Below are 21,077 nucleotides of genomic sequence, written 5' to 3' on the forward strand. Positions count from 1 at the left end.
ATCAATAATTTATCTTTTTATCTCGCGCGTAAACAGTCCAAACCTGATCTGCCTGCCCCTTGTGAACAACTTGCAGGTCACCATAACAAGCTACGGTAGGACAGATATGCCGTGGTACGGCATAAAGAGCATCGCCAATGTTAAATTCGGAAGCTTTTGCAACTTCGACCACCAAGTGCTCTTCACTTTGCATCTTTATTTGTACAACACGGGGATCGAAAAATTTGACACGGGGTTGCGGCAACTCACATGCAACTGATTTATACCCCAAGTCCAGACAGAGGTGATTGTGATCAACAATCGAAACTACACGCGTCAAAAGCACTGCTGCGAGTATAAAATCCTGCTCGACATAATTTTCGGCATAGCCAAAATCCCAAAACACAAACGTTCCGGGACTGCATTCTACGTCGGTGCGCTCGGCGTGAAAAGGGAAACTTGGTGAACCACCAATAACTTTAGCTAAAGGTTTCGAAGTAGACACCTGTGCCATAAGGTAGGCGGTTTCGAGTATGCTATAAGAACGTTCACTTTGTTTTTGGCGAGACTTATAGTCTTTATCATGAATATGACCATCATAACCATGCAAGCCGATAAGCTTAATTCCTTCCAAGAGATGGATATCCATAACCAGCCGTTCAATTCTCTCTAACGAAACGCCAGTTCGTCCCATGCCCACATTGACGTCTAGATAAACATCGCTGCATAATTCTTTCGAAAGACTCCGCTTTGAAATATCCTGCGCAGCATCGACATGATCCACAAGACAGGCAAAATGAGTATCGGGGAACGCTGCTATTAAATTGAGAAAACGATCGATTTTAGGCCCTACAGGCTGGTACGCCAGCAAAACATCTTTGGCTCCGATCGCACCTAACAGCTCTGCTTCTGCAATTGTTGCACACTTAAATTTCGTAATCCCTTTATCTACCATAAGCTGGCATACCTCCCGGCACTTGTTTGTTTTAATATGCGGCCGCAACCGGTCAGCCTGCCCATGCACCCTATGTAAAGCGCTTTCGATGTTCTTTACAATACGGTCGGGGTAAACAAGCAAAGCTGGCGAATCGACCCGATCAAGATTATCTATATGACACCAAGTTTCCATATGAAGCGGGTTAGTATAATTCAAATAAGGCTTCTATTTCGACTGGAATATTATCGGGCAAAGAGCCAAAACCAACAGCACTACGTGTTCCAATACCATTCTCTTCTCCCCAAACTGCAGCAAATAGTTCACTACAGCCATTAATGACCCCGGGATGATAGAGAAAATCGGAGGTGCAATTGACCATACCCAATACTTTGATAACCCGTTTAATTTTGTTCAATGATCCCAGATTAGTTTTTATGGTCGACAACATTGTTAGACCAACTTGTCTTGCGGCAAGTTTGCCCTCCTCTGGACTGATGTCACTTCCAATTCGACCGATAATCAACGTGGCGTCATCTTGCACCGGACCATGACCAGAAAGATACAGGTATTTACCATCGATAACATATGGTTTATAAACGCCTTTTGGTGCAGGCGCCGGAGGTAAAGTCAAACCTAATTTTTCGAATTGTTCATCTGCGTTATACATCTTTAACGATTTTAAAATTTAAAATAATAGCTAATATAAAATTAATTGTACTAGTAAAAGGGCTAAAAGCCCAACGATGGAAACAATCGCCTCCATCACCGACCACGAGTATAGCGTATCTTTGAGGCTTAGGCCAAAGTATTCTTTAAATAACCAGAAGCCAGCATCATTGACATGTGAAAACATCAGACTTCCGGCTCCTATAGCCAATACCATAAGATTCGGATCCGCTTTTCCTGCAGTAACAATAGGCAGTAAAACACCTGCGGCCGTTAATGCCGCAACAGTAGCTGATCCAACACAGCCCCGGATGACGGCCGTAATGAGCCAGGCCAGCAGTAATGGCGAAATAGGAAGCTGCTGCAATGTGTTTGCCAACAACAGGCTTACCCCACTGTCCTCCATCACCTGTTTAAAGATTCCAGATCCCGCAATAATCAATAAAATCATGGCAACATCTTTCACGGCAGACTCATAGACTGTCATCACACTGGCCATTGATCGCCTCAGTTTTAATCCTAATAAATAAGTGGCCACACCGATAGCGATCAACATAACAACGGTAGGGTTACCGAAAAACTTTAATGCCTGCCCCAATGTCTCGTCGCTTATGTGATAGCAATAAGGAAGCAATGTAAATAGAACAATAAGTAATACCGGCAGCAAAGCGACAGTCAAACTTACGCCTACAGTCGGACGGAGGTATTCTGCAGTATTTGAGCGATCTTTTTCGCGGAAAATTGATTCTCGAATTGGTCGTATGTTTTTCAGACTTCTCCCAAATACAGGTCCGCCCAAAACGATTGCCGGTATAGCAATTAAGAGACCATAAATAAGCGTCAATCCCATATCTGCATGAAACAAGGCTACGAGAGCCACTGGTGAAGGATGTGGGGGAATAAATCCATGGGTGACCGACAAGGCTGCCAGCATCGGCAACCCAATATATACTGCAGGCAATTTATACCGGTAAGAAATCGAAAATATCAGGGGGACTAACAGGACAAATCCAATCCCATAAAATAGCGGTATTCCAACAACAAAGCCTGTCAACATCAGTCCCCACTGGAGGTGCCGTGCCCCCATCAGTCGTACCATTTTTTCTGCAATAATCTCAGCAGCACCACTCTCAGCGATAATTTTCCCTAGCATAGCCCCCAGGACAAGAATTAAAGTCAGGCTACCCATCACTCCGGCTATTCCCTTTTCGACAGTGCCCACTAGCTTTGCGGGTGGAATACCCAAACAAAATCCACTGAATAACGAAACAATCAAAAAAGCGAGAAAGGCATTGATCTTAAAATAAGTGATGCAGACGATGAGCAAACAAATGCTGATTACAATGAGGATTATAGTCATTATATCATAATTAGGATTCTCTCGAATGGAGAGTTTACATATTATTTTGGTCTAGTAAATCGTTTTTTCAGTTTCAAAGTAAGGATATTTTTTCATTTTTTCTATAAAAAAGATAAATTAGTATAAAGCAGAAAGGTATGGTTTATCACCATACCTTTCTTTTTTCATGATCTACTGCCGTATTATATCGACTATCTGTCGAGGACTAAAGATGCTGTTATTTAAATTTGTTTTTCAGGAATCTCTTTAAGAATTTCGAGAATAAACCTCCAAAACTTCTGCACGGAAGAAATGGAGACGCGTTCTGCTGGCGAATGTGCGCCTAAGATTGTAGGGCCAAAAGAAATCATATCCATTCCAGGGTAGTTTGTGCCCAAAATACCGCACTCGAGTCCAGCGTGACAAGCCACGACTTCTGGCGCTTCACCGTGTTGTACCGTGTAAATGGATTTTAGAACTTCCAAAATTTCAGAATTCGGATTAGGGGCCCATCCGGGGTAATTACCCGAAAAATCCACCTTAAAACCACCTAGTTCGAATGCAGCCTGCAAAGATTGGGCTAAATCAAATTTAGATGTTTCGACCGAAGATCTCGTTAAACATTTGATGGAAACCTTTTCGCCACCGACTTCAACTTTAGCAATATTATTGGAGGTTTCTACCAGGTTCTCAAAATCGGCACTCACACGGTATACTCCATTCAGGGCCGCATAAACACTGTTGATTAGATTTTCCTGGACCTCTACCGGAACTACGGTTGCGTAAGCAGCATCAGTCTGCCTCACCACTATTTCCATAGCCGGTTCCGTTGTGGCAAATTCCAATTTAATATCCTGCGCCAATTGAGTCAGATTCTGAACAAAGCTGCTTGCCTTATCCTTAACGACAACCACCTTGGCAACGCTTTCTCTCGGAATGGCATTGCGCAGGCTTCCGCCCAACAGCGACGCAATACGAAGCCCATACTGTTGATAAGCTTTATATAGCAAGCGGTTCATCACCTTATTTGCATTCGCGAAACCTTTATGAATATCCATTCCCGAGTGTCCTCCATGCAGTCCTTTCACCGTAAGTTCGAACGATAGCATGTCAAAAGGACAAGGTTCTGCGCTATACGACTGTGTTGCTGTTACATCGATCCCTCCTGCACAGCCAATATCAATCTCGGTGTCATTCTCGGTATCCAGATTCAACAGGATTTCGCCCGAGAGCACGCCACCTTTTAATCCTAACGCTCCAGTCATTCCGGTCTCTTCATCAACGGTAAATAAGGCTTCAATAGCTGGGTGCACAATAGCAGATGACTCCAAAATTGACATGATTGTCGCGACGCCAAGACCATTATCCGCACCTAAAGTGGTGCCTTCTGCTCTTACCCAATCACCATCCACATACATCTTTATACCTTCGGTATCGAAGTCAAAAATAGTATCGTTGTTTTTTTGGTGCACCATATCTAAATGCGACTGCAGTACAATCGTTTTACGATCTTCCATTCCCACAGTAGCGGGCTTTTTAATAAGCACATTTCCAATCTCATCTACGCTTGTCGCTAACCCCAGTGATTTTCCAAAGTCTACCATAAAAGCAATCACGCGTGCTTCTTTTTTTGAAGCTCTTGGCACCCCATTTAGAGCAGCGAAATTCCTCCAAATTGCTTTCGGCTCTAACATATCTAAACTATTTTCAATCATATCTTAAAATTTTCCTGAGCCAAAGTTACTCGATTTTTATCAGATATCCTTTGATTATTGACTGGGAATAAAAACAAAAGACAGGCGCGATTCGTTCTAATAAGGATGTAAACATGAACATAATATTATGCATAAACCAGTACAAGTTGAACGAAAAGATATTTACTTTAAGCCAGATAAAAAAAGAGTACTAGCACGTTTCTTTTTTCTAGGAGATGATCGCACAATCAAAGTCATCAAACGCATCTTATCCCTTAACGAATCGCAGCGGAAAGAAGTCTTTGGGCAGGTCCTGCGAAGCTATACCAAGAGACATCGGAGCATTGTTCATATCTTTGAACGAAATTTTGATCGGGTAAGCCACTTATTGGCAAAGATTCCTTTTTCAAAAGAGAAACTAAGTCATATTGACAAGTTACTGATTGGCTCTTACTTTACCATGGAGTATTCGATAGAGTCGGCGGCCTTATTTAATCCGTCCATCATAGAACATCCGGACCAGACAGAATTATTTAAAGGGGAAAAACGTATTATTTTAAGTTTCAGGGCCACTGGTGAAGGCCATGTTTCTTCTATCGTTTTTCGCTCGGGCACATTGGATGTTAACAATAATATTCATATTGACTATGTCGGTAGTTTATTGGATAAACCTATTCAAGTCAAAAATCATCGTTATCATAAGGAATCTTTCTTAAAGAAGATGAATGAGCTACATGCCGAGCCCACTGAAGTGAAGTCTAAACTGGAGGCAAAACTAACAGATACCTTTACTTACGAGGAACTGAAGCGGTATATTGATGAAGTGCGCCAGGATAGCGAGGAAAACCTTGAAAATGTAACATTTTTACAGCAGGCGCTCTGGCTCGCTTCCTCGCATTATGAAATGACGTTCTCATGGGACACCTCCATTTCAGAACGCGTAATCTTTCCACTCGCTGACACCGAAAAGAGAGGCATTGAAGATGCCCGGTTTGTCCAGTTCAAAGATGAGAAAGGTGAGAGCGTCTATTATGCAACCTACACCGCCTATGATGGATTTAGCATTCTCCCTAAATTATTGACCACAAAAGATTTTTACCATTTTAAAGTGAAGCCTATTTATGGTGAAATCGCCAATAAGGGTGCAGCATTATTTCCAAGAAAAATAAACGGACGCTATGCCATGCTCTGCCGCATTGACGGCGAGAACAATTATATTGCTTACTCTAACAATATTAATATATGGCAGGAAACGGCTATCCGAATTCAAGAGCCCGAGTATCCATACGAATTTGTGCAGATTGGTAATTGTGGGTCACCAATAGAAACGCAGTATGGTTGGCTGATCCTTACCCATGCCGTAGGGCCAATGCGTGAGTATGTTTTGGGGGCCTCCCTTTTGGACCTGGATAACCCCCATGTTGAAATTGGTCGCCTACATAGCCCCTTGATGACCCCCAATGATGAAGAAAGGGAAGGATATGTACCTAACGTCATTTATTCTTGCGGAGCGATTGTGCACAATGATCACCTCATTTTACCCTATGCGATGTCTGATTATGAGTCCACTTACGCAACAATCAAACTCGAAGATTTACTACTCGCTATCTTAAACCCTGATCGCTATATTTAAAAGCACGATATACCTCAACATAAGCTAAATAGAAACAAAGGGTGCTTTCAGCACCTTGGTTTCTATTGATGCCATAGGATTCCAAACCATCGCAGCAACCCTTGGTTTCCTCATCATAAAGTCCAAGACGAAGATCATTCTCTCCCAAAAACCAGCGAAACGAGGCAATCATTCGATTGAAATAGATTTTCTTATTCGTCAGTTTAAATGCTTCGCGATACATAAATACCATAGCCGTTACATCAAGAGGCTGCTGGCCAAATTTACTGATATGCTTGCCTTGCTTGGCCCATTCCTGATTTCCAACCAATGAAAGGGCGCCGTTTTGTATGGTTATGCTTTCGAGAAATTTGAGTGTAGATAGTCCCAACTGTTTTATTTTATCATCGTTTAAAAATGAACTAGCAGCCAATAACGCATAGGGCAATATCGCATTGTCATAAGTCAATACAGGCTCAAACCATTGCCAATGTTCATCAGAACTGGCGTCATATTCCCACACCAACTTACCAATAAGCGTCCGCATCAACTCTATCATTACTTCATCGTTGGATTGGTCCTTCAAATATTCTGCAATTCCCAATACAGTATATGCTATCGCACGGATGGAGCGCAACTGACTGAAATTTGGCACAGCTCTAAAAAATAATTCGCGTCCCAATTGGTAGTAGCTTGTCAATTCAGTTTTACGAAGAAGTATGCCCAAGGCCCATATTGTCCGCCCAAAGGAATCTTCCGAACCGACGTCATCGAGAAAATTATGCTGGAAATCCATAAAATTATGAAATAGTCCATCTTCGCGCTGATGATAATAGATATAACTGAGGTAAGTGGAGATACGACGATCTAACTTCTTATCTGCAAAATCATCTTGAGCCAATAAGGTGAGTAGAAGTGCTCTGGCATTATCGTCGATGCAGTAGCCTTCTTTGTAGTTTGGCAGGGAATACGTTGCATGCTGTAAGATACCGACTTGATTAGTAAGTCGATCAATATGCTTCCAGCTGAATTTGGGCATTTCATCTTTTGTAAAGGCTACATTTTCTTTGAGGCCGTCGGAGGTTGGAATGATTTTTTCCAAAACCCGCGTGTACCGAAGGCCTATATTTTTCCAGGTTAACTCTTTTCCAAACGCACCCGCGTTGTCTCGTAATGTGGTGCGATAATCTAAATTTGAGAACAGATTTTTAAGGACTTCAGCCATTCTGGCGGAATTTTTAAATTCAACCAGTACCCCCCTTCCATCGGCAAGCAATTCCTTTGCATGCCAATAAGGAGTGGACACTACCGCTGCTCCCGCTCCGATGGCATACGATAAGGTCCCACTGGTAATCTGCGCCTCGTTAATATAAGGAGTGACATAGACGTCGCAAGCGCATAAATACTCGACAAGATCGGTCTGACTGACGAAGGAATTAATAAATCGAACATGTTCCTCCAAATGGTAGGCTTCCACTAGACTGCCGAGATACTCCCGATATTCCTCCCCCGAATGCGCCAATACATTCGGGTGTGTTTTACCAACGATGAGGTATACGAGGTCAGGTTCATCTTTGACAACTTCGGGTAGGGATTCAATCACCATTTCAATGCCCTTATTTCGTCCTAAAAAACCAAAGGTCAACAGAACCTTCTTCCCCGAAAGGCCTTTTTTAAACTTTGCAAGTTCATGATCCAAGGTAAATTCCGGCACTCCGTGGTGTATTAATACAACTTTTGTCGTATTGACCCTATAAATATTTTTGAGTAATGTTATCGCATAATTGCTCATGACAGTAACAATAGAAGCCCGCTTAACGATTTCAATAAGGATAGCTTTTTCATCGACATTCGGCTTTTCAAGGATGGTGTGAAAATTAACCAGTAATGGAATATGCAGCGCATTAATCAAGGATAAGATATACATCCCGCTATTACCACCGAAGATGCCGTACTCGTGCTCCAATAGCACACAATCGTAACCGTTTTCATTAATATAGTTGGCCGCTTCAATATACGACAACTGAGCATGTTGGTCTATTTTAAAAACAACTTCACTGGGATAAACATAATCCCTGTCCGCAACAGCAAAAACATGTTGTGTCAATTCCTGATTATGCAGCGCAATAGCCTGCAACAAATCTGACGTAAAGGTGGCAATACCACATTCTTTGGGTAAATAGGTACTTATATAAGCGATCTTCATTGAAATAATAATTATTGGATAAAGCCCAGAACTAGGCCGTAGCATACGTGTGCTACACTATCTAAATGCTTTTCAGATGAAAATTGTTTTGTCACATCGGTAGGAATTCAAAGAAAACGTGAATGGGGAGTGAATCCCATCAATGAACGGTTGTCAGATTAGTATTGTATTTAATCATCAATTTATCTATGTTTACCACCTAAAAGAAAGTACTGAATGAAATCACCAAAAGAGAAAATGATTGCCGGCCTTCCCTACCTTGATTCGGATGGGCAGTTATTTAAAGATAGGCAATACGCCAAAGAAGAGCTTAAGCGATTTAACGATTCGGAACCTAAACAAATTAAATTTAGAAAACAGATTATTCAGAAACTATTTAACGCAACAGGACACCGTTTTTTTCTCGAGCCACCCTTTCGTTGTGACTACGGCTATAATATTACTATTGGTGAAAACTTTTACAGCAATTATAATTGCACTATTTTAGACTGTGCTCCAGTTATTATCGGCGATAACGTACTATTTGGACCTAATGTAAGCCTATTCACTGCTGGTCACCCCATTCATTTTGAAGCAAGAAATCAAGGCTGGGAATTTGCGCTGCCAATCGTTATCGAAGATAATGTATGGATAGGTGGGCATGTTGTTGTCAATCCCGGCGTACGGATCGGAAGAAATTCGGTGATTGGCTCTGGATCAGTCGTTACTAAAGATATTCCATCAGACGTCATAGCGGCTGGTAACCCTTGCCGGATCCTTCGTCCGATAACTGAATCTGATCGAATCAACTACGACGAAAGTTAGTAAAGTCACACATGCTGGATGGATCGGGACCACCCTATTATTGTATTTACCCATCTTGGCGAATAAAATTAATTTAGCGCTAATGAATAGGTAACGGTGGTATCATTTTGCTTTCCCACAACAAAACCGTTCTTTTTCCAAAAGTGCTGTTGATCAAGGAGGGCTTCGGCTAGGATAACTTTACCATTAAATGTTCTTATAAATCGTCTAGCATAGCCCAATAATGCCGTGCCTATCCCCTTCATTCTAAGATGTGGGGCAACGGCAAGAAAATGGATCATGTAGTTATCGCCGAAAGAGATCAGGCTGAGAACACCAACGACATCATTTCCATCGTAGGCTGCAAAATGCGTGGCTTCAAAATCGCCATCTAGCATTACTTCACCGAGCTGCCCCCCGGGAGAAAAGACTTCTTTTCGCAGTTTCCAAGTTCGGGCAGCAAAAACTTGTTCAATGTACCAATCCATCATACTCCTGTTCTATCGCAATCAGTGCATTGGAAAGATGATTGATCGTGTCGGAAGGTAACAAAGAATAGACTCCAATCTTTTCTACCGCAATATCTGCTGCACGCCCATGGATATATACTCCCATAATTAAAGCTTGTTTGGAAGAATACCCCTGTCCAAGCAACGCTGTGATAATACCTGTCAGTATATCGCCACTGCCACCTGTCGCCATTCCTACATTGCCTGTACTGTTGAAATAGAGCGCCCCATCGGGCATAACCATCATGCTATTGGCCCCTTTAACCAGTATATAAAATTGGTGTTTGAAGGCGAACTCTTTTACTTTTTCCATCTTTTCGAAATCATCCTTCCAAGGACCCAATATTCGACTAAGCTCTTTTGGATGTGGAGTCAATATACTGTCTGCCGGTACAAATGCCCAAAGATCAGGTTCGCAAGCAAGAATATTCAATGCATCGGCATCTAATACCAACGGGGTATTACTTTCGTTAGAAATAAATACCTTTAAGGCATCACTAGTATATTGCGTTGTACCCATACCGATACCGATGCCAATGGACTGATAACTCGTGATGCTGGGGATTTGGCTAATAAAATCCTGTTCAGGATCTGTCAATACCATTGCTTCGGGTACAGCAGTCTGTAAGACGGTATTGCCAGAGGCGGGCACATATGCTGTGGCTAAACCGCATCCAGCGCGAAGGGCTGCTCGTAGTGCAAGCTGCACAGCTCCCATTTTACCCTTACTCCCGCCAATGATCAACGTATGACCAAATGTCCCTTTATGATCAAATTTCCGTCGCTTTCGATAAAAAGAGGCGACAAGGAGCTGGTCAACATAAAAGAAATTAGTTTCTGTTTCGTCAATGGCCCGCCGACTGAGATTGATATCCAACACCTTAAAATCTTTGACATACCATTGGTTTTCTGGCAGTAGCAGGGCAAGCTTGGGCGCCTGAAAAGTAAACACAAAGTCTGCCCTGACAACTAGAGCTTCAAGCGGGGTACTTTTATCCGCGAGAAGCCCAGAAGGCATATCCACTGCGTAGATTTTTGCACCGCATCCATTTATACTAGAAATAATACCGTTCCATTCTGCTGTGAGTACTGTATTTAACCCGTAACCAAACAGGCAATCCAGTACGATTGCATTAGAAGGAATATCCACCTGCTCTTCGGGATTGATCTTTTGGATTAACTGGTTGAACAAACGCTTTTGATTAGCAAGATTGTCAGCGGAATACTCCTCCACATCGATGAGATAGACCTTTACCAATGCCTGCTCTTGATTCAATAAGCGAGCAATCACCAGACCATCACCACCATTGTTCCCTTTGCCGCAAAAAATGTAAAAGGTTTCACAATCCATCCGGGGATGAAGTCTTTTAACTTCCTCAAAAACAACGGTTGCGGCACGCTCCATAAGATCCAGGCTGTTGACACCTTGATCCTTTAAAGTTTCGCCATCAATGCTCCTCATTTGCTGAGCGGATAGTATCTTCATCGTTCTTCTTATTTTTATTGAAAGTAACTAATCCTAAGATCAAATAAAAATATCAGTATACTTTTTGGCAAAGGATAGTGATGCTCATGCAGTATGTCATGCCGATCCAATGCTTTCGTTGTCAATGAGTGCTTTCTATTCACTTGCTGTGACCTGCTTCACTCCTCCGGTTCGTTTCAAGGTACCCCATGTATTTAATTCTCCTTTAATGGCTTTTCTGACCGACTTAAATAAAACGAAGTACATCAGTTGGCGCCAGAAAAAACGTTGTGGAAACAAATAAATTAAATTGACGAGCTTTTCTCCTTCCAACTTAAACGCAATAGCCGCAAAAAAAATATCGACGACAACAAAAAGGAAGTAATAGAACATCACCTGACCAAACCCCGTATGCAATGAAAACAGTCCTGCAATTCCTGTCCAGCTGATACCATTTACCTCGCTTAGGGAGAAAAGACCGCTCACCAAGGAGAACAACATAAATATGTCGGCCAAAGGCGCAAATAGCGGAAGTATGATCTGAAAGATCAGAATATTGGGCATTCCAACCATACCAAAATAGCCGTATCTAGGATTTAATAAGGTCTGCTTATTCTTCCAAAAACTTTGCAATACACCAAAACTCCAGCGGAATCTTTGCTTAAAGAGCATGCCAACCGTATCTGGCGCTTCAGTATACGCGATTGCTTCTGATGCATTACGAACGATATAACCGGCTTTTAATATACGCATGGTTAAATCACAATCTTCCGCCAGGGTGTCGGTTGTAAATCCACCCACCTCCAAAACAGCGGATTTACGAAAGGCGCCAATTGCTCCGGGCACTACCGATATCATATTGAGCAGATCAAAGGCTCGTCGATCCATATTCTGTGACGTGATGTACTCGATCGATTGCCAATGTGTCAAAATATTATGTACATTACCGACCTTCACACTTCCGGCAACAGCTGCAACCTGGTCCTTATTGAAATACTTCATCAATTGTTTTAATGCATCTGTCTTTAGTTGCGTATCGGCATCGATGCAGAGTACAAACTGCGCTTGGGATTGTTGGATACCATAGTTAAGCGCAGAAGCTTTGCCCCCATTTTGTTTTGTAAACAGCCGCACTTTAGGGTGGTCGCCATACACCTTACTAACCAGCTCAAACGTTTTGTCGTTCGACCCGTCATCCACAAAAACCAATTCATAATCTGGATAATCCAAATTCAAAAGACTTTGTATAGTAGCCAGTACGGTTATTTCTTCATTATAGGCAGGAATAATAACGCTCACCTTCTCCTGAGGATCAACTATCAATTGGGATCGTTCCTTTTTACTCCTTCGCTTTTGTCGGATTGCCAAATAAGCAATCATTACTGTTCTAAAAATTGCCAACACAATGGCAATGGAAAAGACCAGATTAAGAAAAATGTTACCATAAAACAAGGTTCCTAAAAACAAACGGTTGGAAGATCCGCTGAAACCTGAATCAGACGCATTTTTTACTGGAGGCATCAGTTCATCACGCTTTTTGCCCATTAAATCTCCAATCGTTGCAAATTTATAACCATGAGATTTGAAATAATGAATAATCCGTGGCAAGGCTGCAATAGTCGCTTCTCGATTGCCTCCGGCATCGTGCAATAGGATAATGTTTCCGTTATCGCGCTGTTTGACCACTTCATTATAGATCTCATCTGCGGTACGGCCGGGCAACCAGTCGTTCGGATCGATATATTCTCCAATATTGATGTAGTTTTCCTTCCTGCTCTGAGCTACCGGTAGAATTTCGGCAACGGTCTGTGGTTCGGCATCTGCATTAAAAGGTGCGCGAAAAAGTATTGTACTGTGACCGGTTATGCATTCAATGATTTTTCGGGTTGCATTTAGTTCAAACTTGACCCTATTAGGCCCGATGGTGGACATATCAGGATGAAAAAAGGTATGATTCCCAATTTCATGTCCTTCCTGATATTCCCTACGAACCAAATCCATATTTTTCTCAGCCATCACGCCAACAAGGAAAAAAGCACCAGGTACATGTTCCTTTTTTAAAATATCCAATACTTGCGGTGTATATGTTGGATCTGGACCATCATCAAATGTAAGAACCACCGTATTGTCTCTTTCTCCAAAGCGTTTGATCACATAGTTGCTTGGCGTCTTTACATACTTCTGGTCTTTTACCATCAGCGTCGACGGGTCATAAGTGAAATTTGCTTCCCCGGGGGCGGGACTATTCACCAAATCCAAAATCTCCCCATCGCCAATATATTGAATTCCTCCAACAAGGATGTGTTGTATCTTTCCAAAGTCAAATGGATCTTTCTTTAAGCTTTCTTGACTTAATGATCTTGAAATAAAAGACCATAATCGGGCATCTTCACTACCCAAACGCCAAAGAGCAATACCGGCTAATCCCCAGTCATCAGCTTTACGGATAAGATTAAAATAAGTTGCTGCGTCTGTGAAGTAAACATCGTGGTACATTCCTCCTCCGTCGGTATAATTAAAACTTAGATTTGCCGATTCGGGATCAAAAGCAATCTTGGCATTGTAATTATGCGCCAAAATGACTGCATTATCATAAGTCAATGTCTGTCCAACACTACCTTTAGGCCAATCATAGCCATAACATGCCAACGCCAAAATTACCTTGTCCGCATCGACCTTACTGCAGAGCTCATCGAGATTTTTTTCGACCCATGCCTGATGGGAGATAGCGCCTGCATTACTTTCAATAGAATGCTGATCATAGGCCATTAAGATAATGTAATCATTATATTTCTGCAAGGCAATCGGGTCGTAATCATCATTTTCGGGCGAAATATCCTGCGACACAAGCAGCCCCTCGGTATGAAACACGGTATAAATGTGTGCCATAAAATCATTTAATGGCTGGTGGTCATCCAACTGTAAATTCTCAAAGTCGATATTTATTCCTGCAAAACCATTGCGCTTCACTTTAAGAAGGATGTCGTCTATAAGACGTTGTTGTTTATCCGGATTACGCAAAATAGCCTTTACAGTCTTCCCATCAAAATCGTTACCACTGAAATTTGAAATCTGTGCGATAGCTTTACGCTTATACTGATGAATAACCTTAAGCGCGGCAGTATCCGCTTTATCTACCACCGTATCCTGATTGGGTACTGTAAAAAATGACTCCATGGCGACCATATCCAAATGACCGATGTTGCGCCGTAAATCAGATAGGGACTGCTCACGGACTTCGTTTGACCAGGAACTGACGTAAAATCCCATATTGATCCTACTTTTTGAGCCAATATGTTTTAGATGCTTGAGATCACGATCGTGTTTGATCTTCTCCAATTCGGATTTTAGAATGGTAAATTCCTTGAATTGCTTTGATTTCTTTAATCTGGCAGTAGACTTTTCAGTCAACGGCGTGTTGGTATTAATTGTTGGAAACGGAGGAATCTGGATCTTACCCAATGTATAAACGACACCGATAACACCAATGATCAAACCAATTACTAATACCCTGCTCATCCATGAAAAAGCGTACCAGCGCTTTTTGCTTGACGTCTGAAAAATCTGTTTTTCTGACATAACCGTATTCTTATTAACTTCGGCTAAGCTACGTCAGAAAATGATCCAAAGGGCCAATCAATAGCTTAAAAATTTCTTAATTTTAAAGCTCCACTCCTCCCTCCATTTCCGCTTAAAATTAAGTATATTCGCTAGATTGCAATACACTACGTAGAAATATGAGGCCACTAGCTATACTCATTCCCTTGTTCTCTTGTCAGGTTTTTCTTGGTTGTGGACAGCCCAATATCACTGCATCGAAAACACAAGCTATCGATTCAGCATCCAAGGAAACTATACGGACTGACGGAAACCAATTTATTGACCCCAATGGAATGACGGTCAAATCACGCTTTTTATTACCAGAAGGATTCAAAAGGTTGCAATACAAAGCTGATGCATTTGGGAATTTTCTTGAAAATCTTCCACTTTACCCTATCGATCAAGAGGTACATTATTACAATGGAAAGATTAAACGTAGACAAAATATCTACAATAGTGTTGTAAAACTGGACATAGGAAAACGAGATTTACATCAGTGTGCCGATGCAGTCATGCGGCTCAGGGCGGATTATTTATACGGACAAAAGCGCTATAAGGATATAAAATTCAACTTTCTCTCTGATGGCAAACCCCGAGCCTATACAAACTACGCAAAGGGAGACTACTCCTACCTAACCTATTGGAAGTACTTGGAGTACATCTTCGCCTACGCTAATACCGCTTCGCTACACGACGAACTTCATCATGTAAACACTACCCAAGAAGTTAAAATTGGAGACACTTTCATTCAAAAAGGATCGCCTATTGGCCATGCAGTTATTGTTGTTGATCTGGCCAAGGATAATAGTGGGAAAACAATTGTGCTGCTCGCCCAAAGCTACATGCCAGCTCAAGATATACAAATTTTAAACAATTGGAACAATAGCAAACTCAGTCCCTGGTATGATATAGATCAAGACGTGATAAAAACTCCTGAATGGACATTTTATCCGAAAAACCTAAAAACATGGGAATAGCCTAAAGCGATCCGAATCGAACTAAACTCTTTGACTGGTTGCTAGCTCAACATTCAAAATGAAATAAAAGATATTTTTATCTTTTATTATTAAATTTATATTTTTGTGCCGATAGTCATTTGCAAATGAATCATATCAAGGTTTTCAAAATCCCTCATAAACGAGGTTCGCTTTTATTTTTTTAATAAAAAATAAAAGATAAAAAGCTATTTAAATATTTTATCATGATTACTGAAGAACAAAAAGAATTAGTAAAGAGCACTGTTCCTGTTTTAAAAGAACATGGTGTAGCACTTACCAGTCATTTCTACAAACGTATGTTCACGCATAATCCTGAACTTAGACATATTTTCAATATGGGAAATCAAAAAAATGCGAGACAACAGACGGCGTTGGCTAACGCTGGGTCGATCTGGCTAAGATAGACGCCGCTCATCTTCCACAGAAAGCAAACTATTACCTTTGTGGCCCAGCTGGCTTTATTAAAAAACACGTTCAATATTTAACCACTCAAGGTGTTGATATTAACAACATACATTTCGAGGAATTTGGCCCGGCATCTTTGCAACTAAATTAACAGCTGTGCACCGTCCCTTAAATAGTCATCTCTAATTTTTAATCATTAGCGCATGGCTATTTTTGATTTTGTACATTTGCAAAAAAAGCAAGAAGATTATGGGCATTTTTTCTAAAACTTGTGAATATGGAATACGGGCAGTTTTTTTTATCGCTCAAAGCTCGCAAGAGAATAAGCGTGTGGGCATAAAAGAAATAGCTGAAAACATTCATTCTCCCGAAGCTTTTCTAGGGGGCTTGAATTTTGTTCCGAACAGTATCCTTGCCCCCTACACCACGAGTTCAAGACCATACGCAATAACCTTTCGGAAATGCTTCAAAAAACGACCGTTGGCCAATTCAATGATGAGCTTATTAACGGAAAAATTCTATTGACTAAAATGCATATCCATCCGAATAAAACTTAATAATCAGGCTAAAGATTAAGATTGCAAACATGTTCGCAGATTAATTGTCATGTCCAAATGTCCTTATTTTAAACACCAACCATCCATATACATAAACCACATAATAACACTGAAAATAACGCCTATATATAAAAAAAATAGATAAGAAAAATCGTATCTACAGCACCCAACTTCAATCGATACGATAGTTTTATATACCGATAAATTCCGTACAGCATAAGTAACAGTCATGATATCGAAATCGGTAGGACAATGAATTACTGTCCTAATATAACCGATTGAGAATAACACACATGATAGTTAAAAGTACTATAAACGAGGAAAATGATTACATTTTCTAAGAGCTTATAATGCTATGAGTATCCCTTCTTTCATCTTTCCTTTGGATTAAATGTTAAAAAAAGAAGACTATTTACTGACTATAAGGGCGATTTTGCACAATATAGCACATGGCCATACAAATACTACATATAATAATTATTAAAATCTGAAAAACAATACTTTGAAGACTTTAAATAAACAAAAAAATTAGCAATAAAAATGACTTTAAAGGCTTATTTAATACGGTGAAAAGGGTGGATAAAATTTTATCCACCCTTTTCACCGTATTAAATAGCATCGGTTTGGAGCGATCGCCTACCCCATGCCTCTCTAGACTTGTCCACACTGCATTGAAGTAAATCGACATAGGCCGAATGGATCATGGTAATGTATCAACTTTCAATTTAGCAGGTATTTGACGCGATCTAACTCATTAAATAGGAATTAAGGTAACTCTTGTATAGAAGGGTTAGAAAATAGCTACAAAGCCTCTAAATGGTGCCTTAAAGGAAACAAGATTTAAGTAATAGAAATCTTGCATATTTAGTGCATAGTCGATTCAACTACAAGCAGCGAAACCAATACTGCTCTAAGATATAGCCTATAAAGGTATTTTTAGTCGATTTAAAACACTTTCCTTCACATAGCAAGACCTACATGTCGTTTATAAAAAAGAGAGCACACGCGCGCTAAAAATAACTTAATCGCGTGATTACTGCCACAAGGAGAAAAATTTAAAAATAAGATGCTTCACATCAGTAAATAATAAGTCTAACAAAAAGAAAACAACAGAAAGGAGAATTAATTTAAACATAAAAGGATATAATACAATTAAATAAATAACAAAATATAAAGCTAAACATCATATAAAACCAGTTTTTAAATTGCTAAAATTCAACTTTCACGGAAGAACACAAACCCTTTTACTATATTTAAATTTTTCAAAACTTCATGAGCAACGAATCTTCAGCATTGAAATTTTTCTTAATAACAGAGCTTAAAAAGGTCAGAAAGACCCGCAATGTAATCGTCGGAATTTTCCTCACCATGTTCGCACTTTGCTACGGCTTTTTCCTGTCCGCCTTTTTTCAGCGTTGGTTAGGCAGTGAAGATCGGCTTACATTTTTCTATAAATCACTCCCTACCCTATCGTTTCTTTTCATTTATTTAGGTTTTGTATTTGGACTTTTAAGCTGGGTAGTTTATAGGAAGAACCAAAAATTTATTCGGGCATTACAACACCTAAACATCGATGACCTTGCTATCTACGAGCAATACACCAAACGAATGAACCGAATCTTTTCAGCGATAGCGCCTTATGTTTTTTTTAAAAATGAGCTGCTGTTCTTCCCGCTGATCGGAAATAAACGTATCGAAATTAATCAGATCCATCGCATTGAAACGAAAATCATACGCAATTACCGGGGCCCTAATAGCTATCGCGTCTATTTCTACAATGAATTCAACAAAATCCACCAAGTTACAATGAATCAAAAAGGGGCATTTGACTTCTTACAAGAGCAACTTCGTGAGAAAAATCCAAATCTGGTTGTCGTTGCACGGAATGATTAAATACAGGAAAGCTCAGGAATTGTTTCGGGAAAACAACAGGAAAGGTCAACGCTACCTTCGATAAAATTTTAGACCAATAGCAAAATGCGCTAACCGAAGGCGATCAATCTTTCGCCCACTAGTAAAAAAGCTAGTCTGGAATATAGGCTATATAACGACCTGATTCAGCAACTTCTTTGATTACCTGATTGCGCTCCTCAAGAAAGCGTCGCATATAACGTGTTAAAAAAAGACATTCTGCAAGTCTTCCCAAAACCCCAAACGGTGCCTCGAAATTAAAAATATCGCGCATAATTATTTTTCCATGTTCAACTTCTTCGAAGAAATGCTGATGCTCCATGAAACAAAAGATCCCGTGGATCATTTTATCTTCAAAAAAACAAGGCCTTTCCATAGCAGTTATTCGCACAGTTAAGGTTTGTCTGACCCCGAGATGTCTTGCACGCCACCGAACCTGCTGTCCCATCTCCATCAAGCCAGTCGTCACCCCTCCGATTGCCTCCTCTCCAGTTTTCTTTGCAGAATACTTATGCAGATCAATACTACGTGACAAGTCGAAAACGACAGATAAAGGAGCGTCTATCATGGTATTTAAAATAAGCTGCGGCATAATGTCTGGTAATAAATTATATATCAATTTCGTAAAATTAGGGGTTATTTTTGGAATCGGTTGCCAAAATTGTCTAAATTGGATCTGCGCTATCCGAATGGCTACAAAAAACAACAATTATGGTAACACTCCTTCACTTCGAAAAGTCAGATTTCCCACTATTTAAATCGTGGATTGGATCAGCAAGGGAACTATTGCAGCTTGCAGGGCCTTATTTTTCTTTTCCGCTTACCGACCAGCAACTTGAAAAATACATTACAGATCCAAAGCGACAAATCTTTAAAATAGCTGATACAGCAACTAAAGAAATTATTGGTCATTGTGAATTAAACTTCGAGCGGAATACCCCAAGACTTTGCCGTATTTTAATTGCAAAAAGCTCCGAACGGAATAGAGGCTATGGCAAAAGCACTGTAAATGCACTCCTTAGACTACTATTTATAGAGGGTAACTATGACACTGCTGATCTGAATGTCTATGAATGGAATTCCAATGCGATTCGATGCTACGAAGGAGTAGGTTTTCGAATCAACGAAAATATTAGTTCGGAAGTATCAATTGAGGGTGAAACCTGGAAAAGCCTCAATATGCAGATTAGGAAATCTGAATGGAAAACTAATCCGTAACATGAAAGCTGCGCAAAAAGTAAGTCATATAACCGTGCCATAAATCATATTAAGAGGATTGATCTGTTTCCTACGCACAGTATTTAAACATGCAAAAAAAAAACCTTTGTTTGACTTCAACAACTTTGACATCAAACAAAGGGCCTTACTATCATAAACACCTGAAATTTCCAGTGTTTTTTCTTCTTGCTAGTATTCGATCAAGACTTCAGTCACTTGCGCGCCTTGCTTAGCACTCTTAAATTTAAACTTCACTTTTTGATTCAAATTTAATTTCTGCCCGACCAGGCGGTCGTTGAAATAAACAGATTGCTGAGTTTCGTTGTCTCTGATGAATCCATAGTTGGAATCGTTGTTATAGTGGACAACTTTTCCAAAGGAATACTCATCATGATGATTGGAGACCATACTTGGACTCTCACCTTCTTTCAATTTTATTGCAGGCCTGTCTGAGATATTCCCGTGTTCATCAACATAAGCAAACAATTCTTCCAAAGATTTTCCCTTGTCATTGTTTGTTTTATTGAATTCCTTCTTCTCATTTTTTTGCTGTTTCTTGAGTAATTTCTTTTTTTCTCGTTCTTTTTTGTTAAATGTGATTTGGCTTTTGCTCATTCAATATGGATTAAAGTAAATGTTCCCGAGGAGGTTTCGGACCTTTAGAGCTTCGTTGAAAAGATAAAAATGCGATGTGTTCTAAGGAGATAATTGCAAATATACGAAAAATTCTTTAAAAAAATATATATTGACTATCCGTATTCGCTTTGCTGATCCTCGATACCAAGTGCGTCGCTTTAATCAAGGAAAAATGGGAAAGTAGTGCGAATCAGACAAACATAACAGTGAGCAAAAAATTAAAAATTACGTAAAACAAAACGCCCTTTAAGACGTTATTTTTTAAAAAAAATTATGGAAATAAGAAACATCGAGACAGACGACAGAGGCAATTTCGTTGCGGAGGTTGAAAATAGTGAAGCCGGAATTTTAGAATACACGTGGCAAAATGATCATGAATTTTCGATCGACCACACCGAAGTGTACGAAGAGTATAGAGGAATGAGTGTAGGCAAAAAATTAGTGCTGGAGGCAGTTGACTACGCACGAAAGAACGATGCGAAAATTGTTCCCAATTGCCCATATGCGAAAGCTATCTTTGAAAAGACAATAGCGTTTCAAGATGTATTAGCATAAAAAAGCC

General features: G+C 40.3%; 17 protein-coding genes. 7 read left to right on the forward strand and 10 right to left on the reverse strand.

Translation table 11 applies throughout. The annotated features are described in order from the left end of the window. Position 1: 1 nt before the first annotated feature. From B3139_RS01050 to B3139_RS01065, 4 genes are all read right to left on the reverse strand, one after another. Entirely contained in the window at positions 2-1,108 is a 1,107-nt protein-coding gene (locus B3139_RS01050) for a D-TA family PLP-dependent enzyme (RefSeq protein ID WP_293879365.1), read from the reverse strand. A gap of 10 nt (positions 1,109-1,118) precedes the next feature. After that, positions 1,119-1,583, reverse strand: coding sequence for a RidA family protein (locus B3139_RS01055; RefSeq protein WP_046674510.1), 465 nt, complete (start codon positions 1,581-1,583; stop codon positions 1,119-1,121). Between the two features lie 30 nt (positions 1,584-1,613). Further along, complete coding sequence (locus tag B3139_RS01060; protein WP_293879373.1) at positions 1,614-2,942, reverse strand: GntP family permease; 1,329 nt, start codon at positions 2,940-2,942, stop codon at positions 1,614-1,616. 221 nt (positions 2,943-3,163) lie between these two features. After that, positions 3,164-4,636 (reverse strand): aminoacyl-histidine dipeptidase, encoded by a 1,473-nt coding sequence (locus B3139_RS01065; protein WP_293879375.1) that lies wholly within the window; start codon positions 4,634-4,636, stop codon positions 3,164-3,166. Positions 4,637-4,763: 127 nt separating this feature from the next. Between B3139_RS01065 and B3139_RS01070 the strand changes: the two genes are divergently transcribed. Next, complete coding sequence (locus tag B3139_RS01070) at positions 4,764-6,248, forward strand: glycoside hydrolase family 130 protein (RefSeq protein ID WP_293879377.1); 1,485 nt, start codon at positions 4,764-4,766, stop codon at positions 6,246-6,248. Here the strand turns inward: B3139_RS01070 and B3139_RS01075 are convergent. Next, complete coding sequence (locus tag B3139_RS01075; RefSeq protein ID WP_293879379.1) at positions 6,220-8,433, reverse strand: glycosyltransferase family 4 protein; 2,214 nt, start codon at positions 8,431-8,433, stop codon at positions 6,220-6,222. The two genes, B3139_RS01070 and B3139_RS01075, sit on opposite strands and share 29 nt — an antisense overlap. A gap of 216 nt (positions 8,434-8,649) precedes the next feature. Between B3139_RS01075 and B3139_RS01080 the strand changes: the two genes are divergently transcribed. Beyond that, on the forward strand, positions 8,650-9,237 hold the full coding sequence (locus B3139_RS01080) for a sugar O-acetyltransferase (RefSeq protein WP_293879381.1): 588 nt from the start codon (positions 8,650-8,652) through the stop codon (positions 9,235-9,237). Between the two features lie 68 nt (positions 9,238-9,305). On the opposite strand, the gene B3139_RS01085 is transcribed toward B3139_RS01080, so the two are convergent. The 3 genes from B3139_RS01085 to B3139_RS01095 form a co-directional block, all read right to left on the reverse strand. Further along, positions 9,306-9,707 (reverse strand): GNAT family N-acetyltransferase, encoded by a 402-nt coding sequence (locus B3139_RS01085; protein WP_293879383.1) that lies wholly within the window; start codon positions 9,705-9,707, stop codon positions 9,306-9,308. Then, complete coding sequence (locus B3139_RS01090) at positions 9,688-11,211, reverse strand: NAD(P)H-hydrate dehydratase (RefSeq protein ID WP_293879385.1); 1,524 nt, start codon at positions 11,209-11,211, stop codon at positions 9,688-9,690. The genes B3139_RS01085 and B3139_RS01090 overlap by 20 nt, the downstream gene beginning before the upstream one ends. 135 nt (positions 11,212-11,346) lie before the next feature. Further along, positions 11,347-14,769 carry a glycosyltransferase gene (locus tag B3139_RS01095; protein ID WP_293879387.1) on the reverse strand — a complete coding sequence of 1,141 codons (3,423 nt, stop codon included), beginning with the start codon at positions 14,767-14,769 and terminating at the stop codon, positions 11,347-11,349. A 158-nt stretch (positions 14,770-14,927) separates the two neighbouring features. On the opposite strand from B3139_RS01095, the gene B3139_RS01100 reads away from it, so the two are divergent. The 3 genes from B3139_RS01100 (at position 14,928) to B3139_RS01110 (ending at position 18,643) form a co-directional block, all read left to right on the forward strand. Beyond that, positions 14,928-15,767, forward strand: a complete 840-nt coding sequence (locus B3139_RS01100; protein ID WP_293879389.1) for a DUF4846 domain-containing protein — start codon at positions 14,928-14,930, stop codon at positions 15,765-15,767. 224 nt (positions 15,768-15,991) lie between these two features. Next, positions 15,992-16,192 carry a globin domain-containing protein gene (locus B3139_RS01105; protein WP_293879391.1) on the forward strand — a complete coding sequence of 67 codons (201 nt, stop codon included), beginning with the start codon at positions 15,992-15,994 and terminating at the stop codon, positions 16,190-16,192. Between the two features lie 1,830 nt (positions 16,193-18,022). Beyond that, the gene (locus B3139_RS01110) at positions 18,023-18,643 is read left to right on the forward strand and encodes a hypothetical protein (protein ID WP_293879393.1); all 621 of its coding nucleotides are present in this window, start codon (positions 18,023-18,025) and stop codon (positions 18,641-18,643) included. A 130-nt stretch (positions 18,644-18,773) separates the two neighbouring features. On the opposite strand, the gene B3139_RS01115 is transcribed toward B3139_RS01110, so the two are convergent. Further along, on the reverse strand, positions 18,774-19,253 hold the full coding sequence (locus B3139_RS01115) for an SRPBCC family protein (protein ID WP_293879395.1): 480 nt from the start codon (positions 19,251-19,253) through the stop codon (positions 18,774-18,776). Between the two features lie 119 nt (positions 19,254-19,372). Between B3139_RS01115 and B3139_RS01120 the strand changes: the two genes are divergently transcribed. After that, entirely contained in the window at positions 19,373-19,879 is a 507-nt protein-coding gene (locus B3139_RS01120) for a GNAT family N-acetyltransferase (RefSeq protein ID WP_293879397.1), read from the forward strand. Positions 19,880-20,068: 189 nt separating this feature from the next. Here the strand turns inward: B3139_RS01120 and B3139_RS01125 are convergent, their stop codons facing one another. Then, a complete protein-coding gene (locus B3139_RS01125; protein ID WP_209574556.1) occupies positions 20,069-20,494 on the reverse strand; it encodes a cold-shock protein in 426 nt (141 codons plus the stop codon). Between the two features lie 294 nt (positions 20,495-20,788). On the opposite strand from B3139_RS01125, the gene B3139_RS01130 reads away from it, so the two are divergent. Then, entirely contained in the window at positions 20,789-21,070 is a 282-nt protein-coding gene (locus B3139_RS01130) for a GNAT family N-acetyltransferase (protein ID WP_209574557.1), read from the forward strand. Positions 21,071-21,077: the final 7 nt, after the last annotated feature.

Source organism: Sphingobacterium sp. UBA1498, from assembly GCF_002325125.1.
GTDB lineage: Bacteria > Bacteroidota > Bacteroidia > Sphingobacteriales > Sphingobacteriaceae > Sphingobacterium.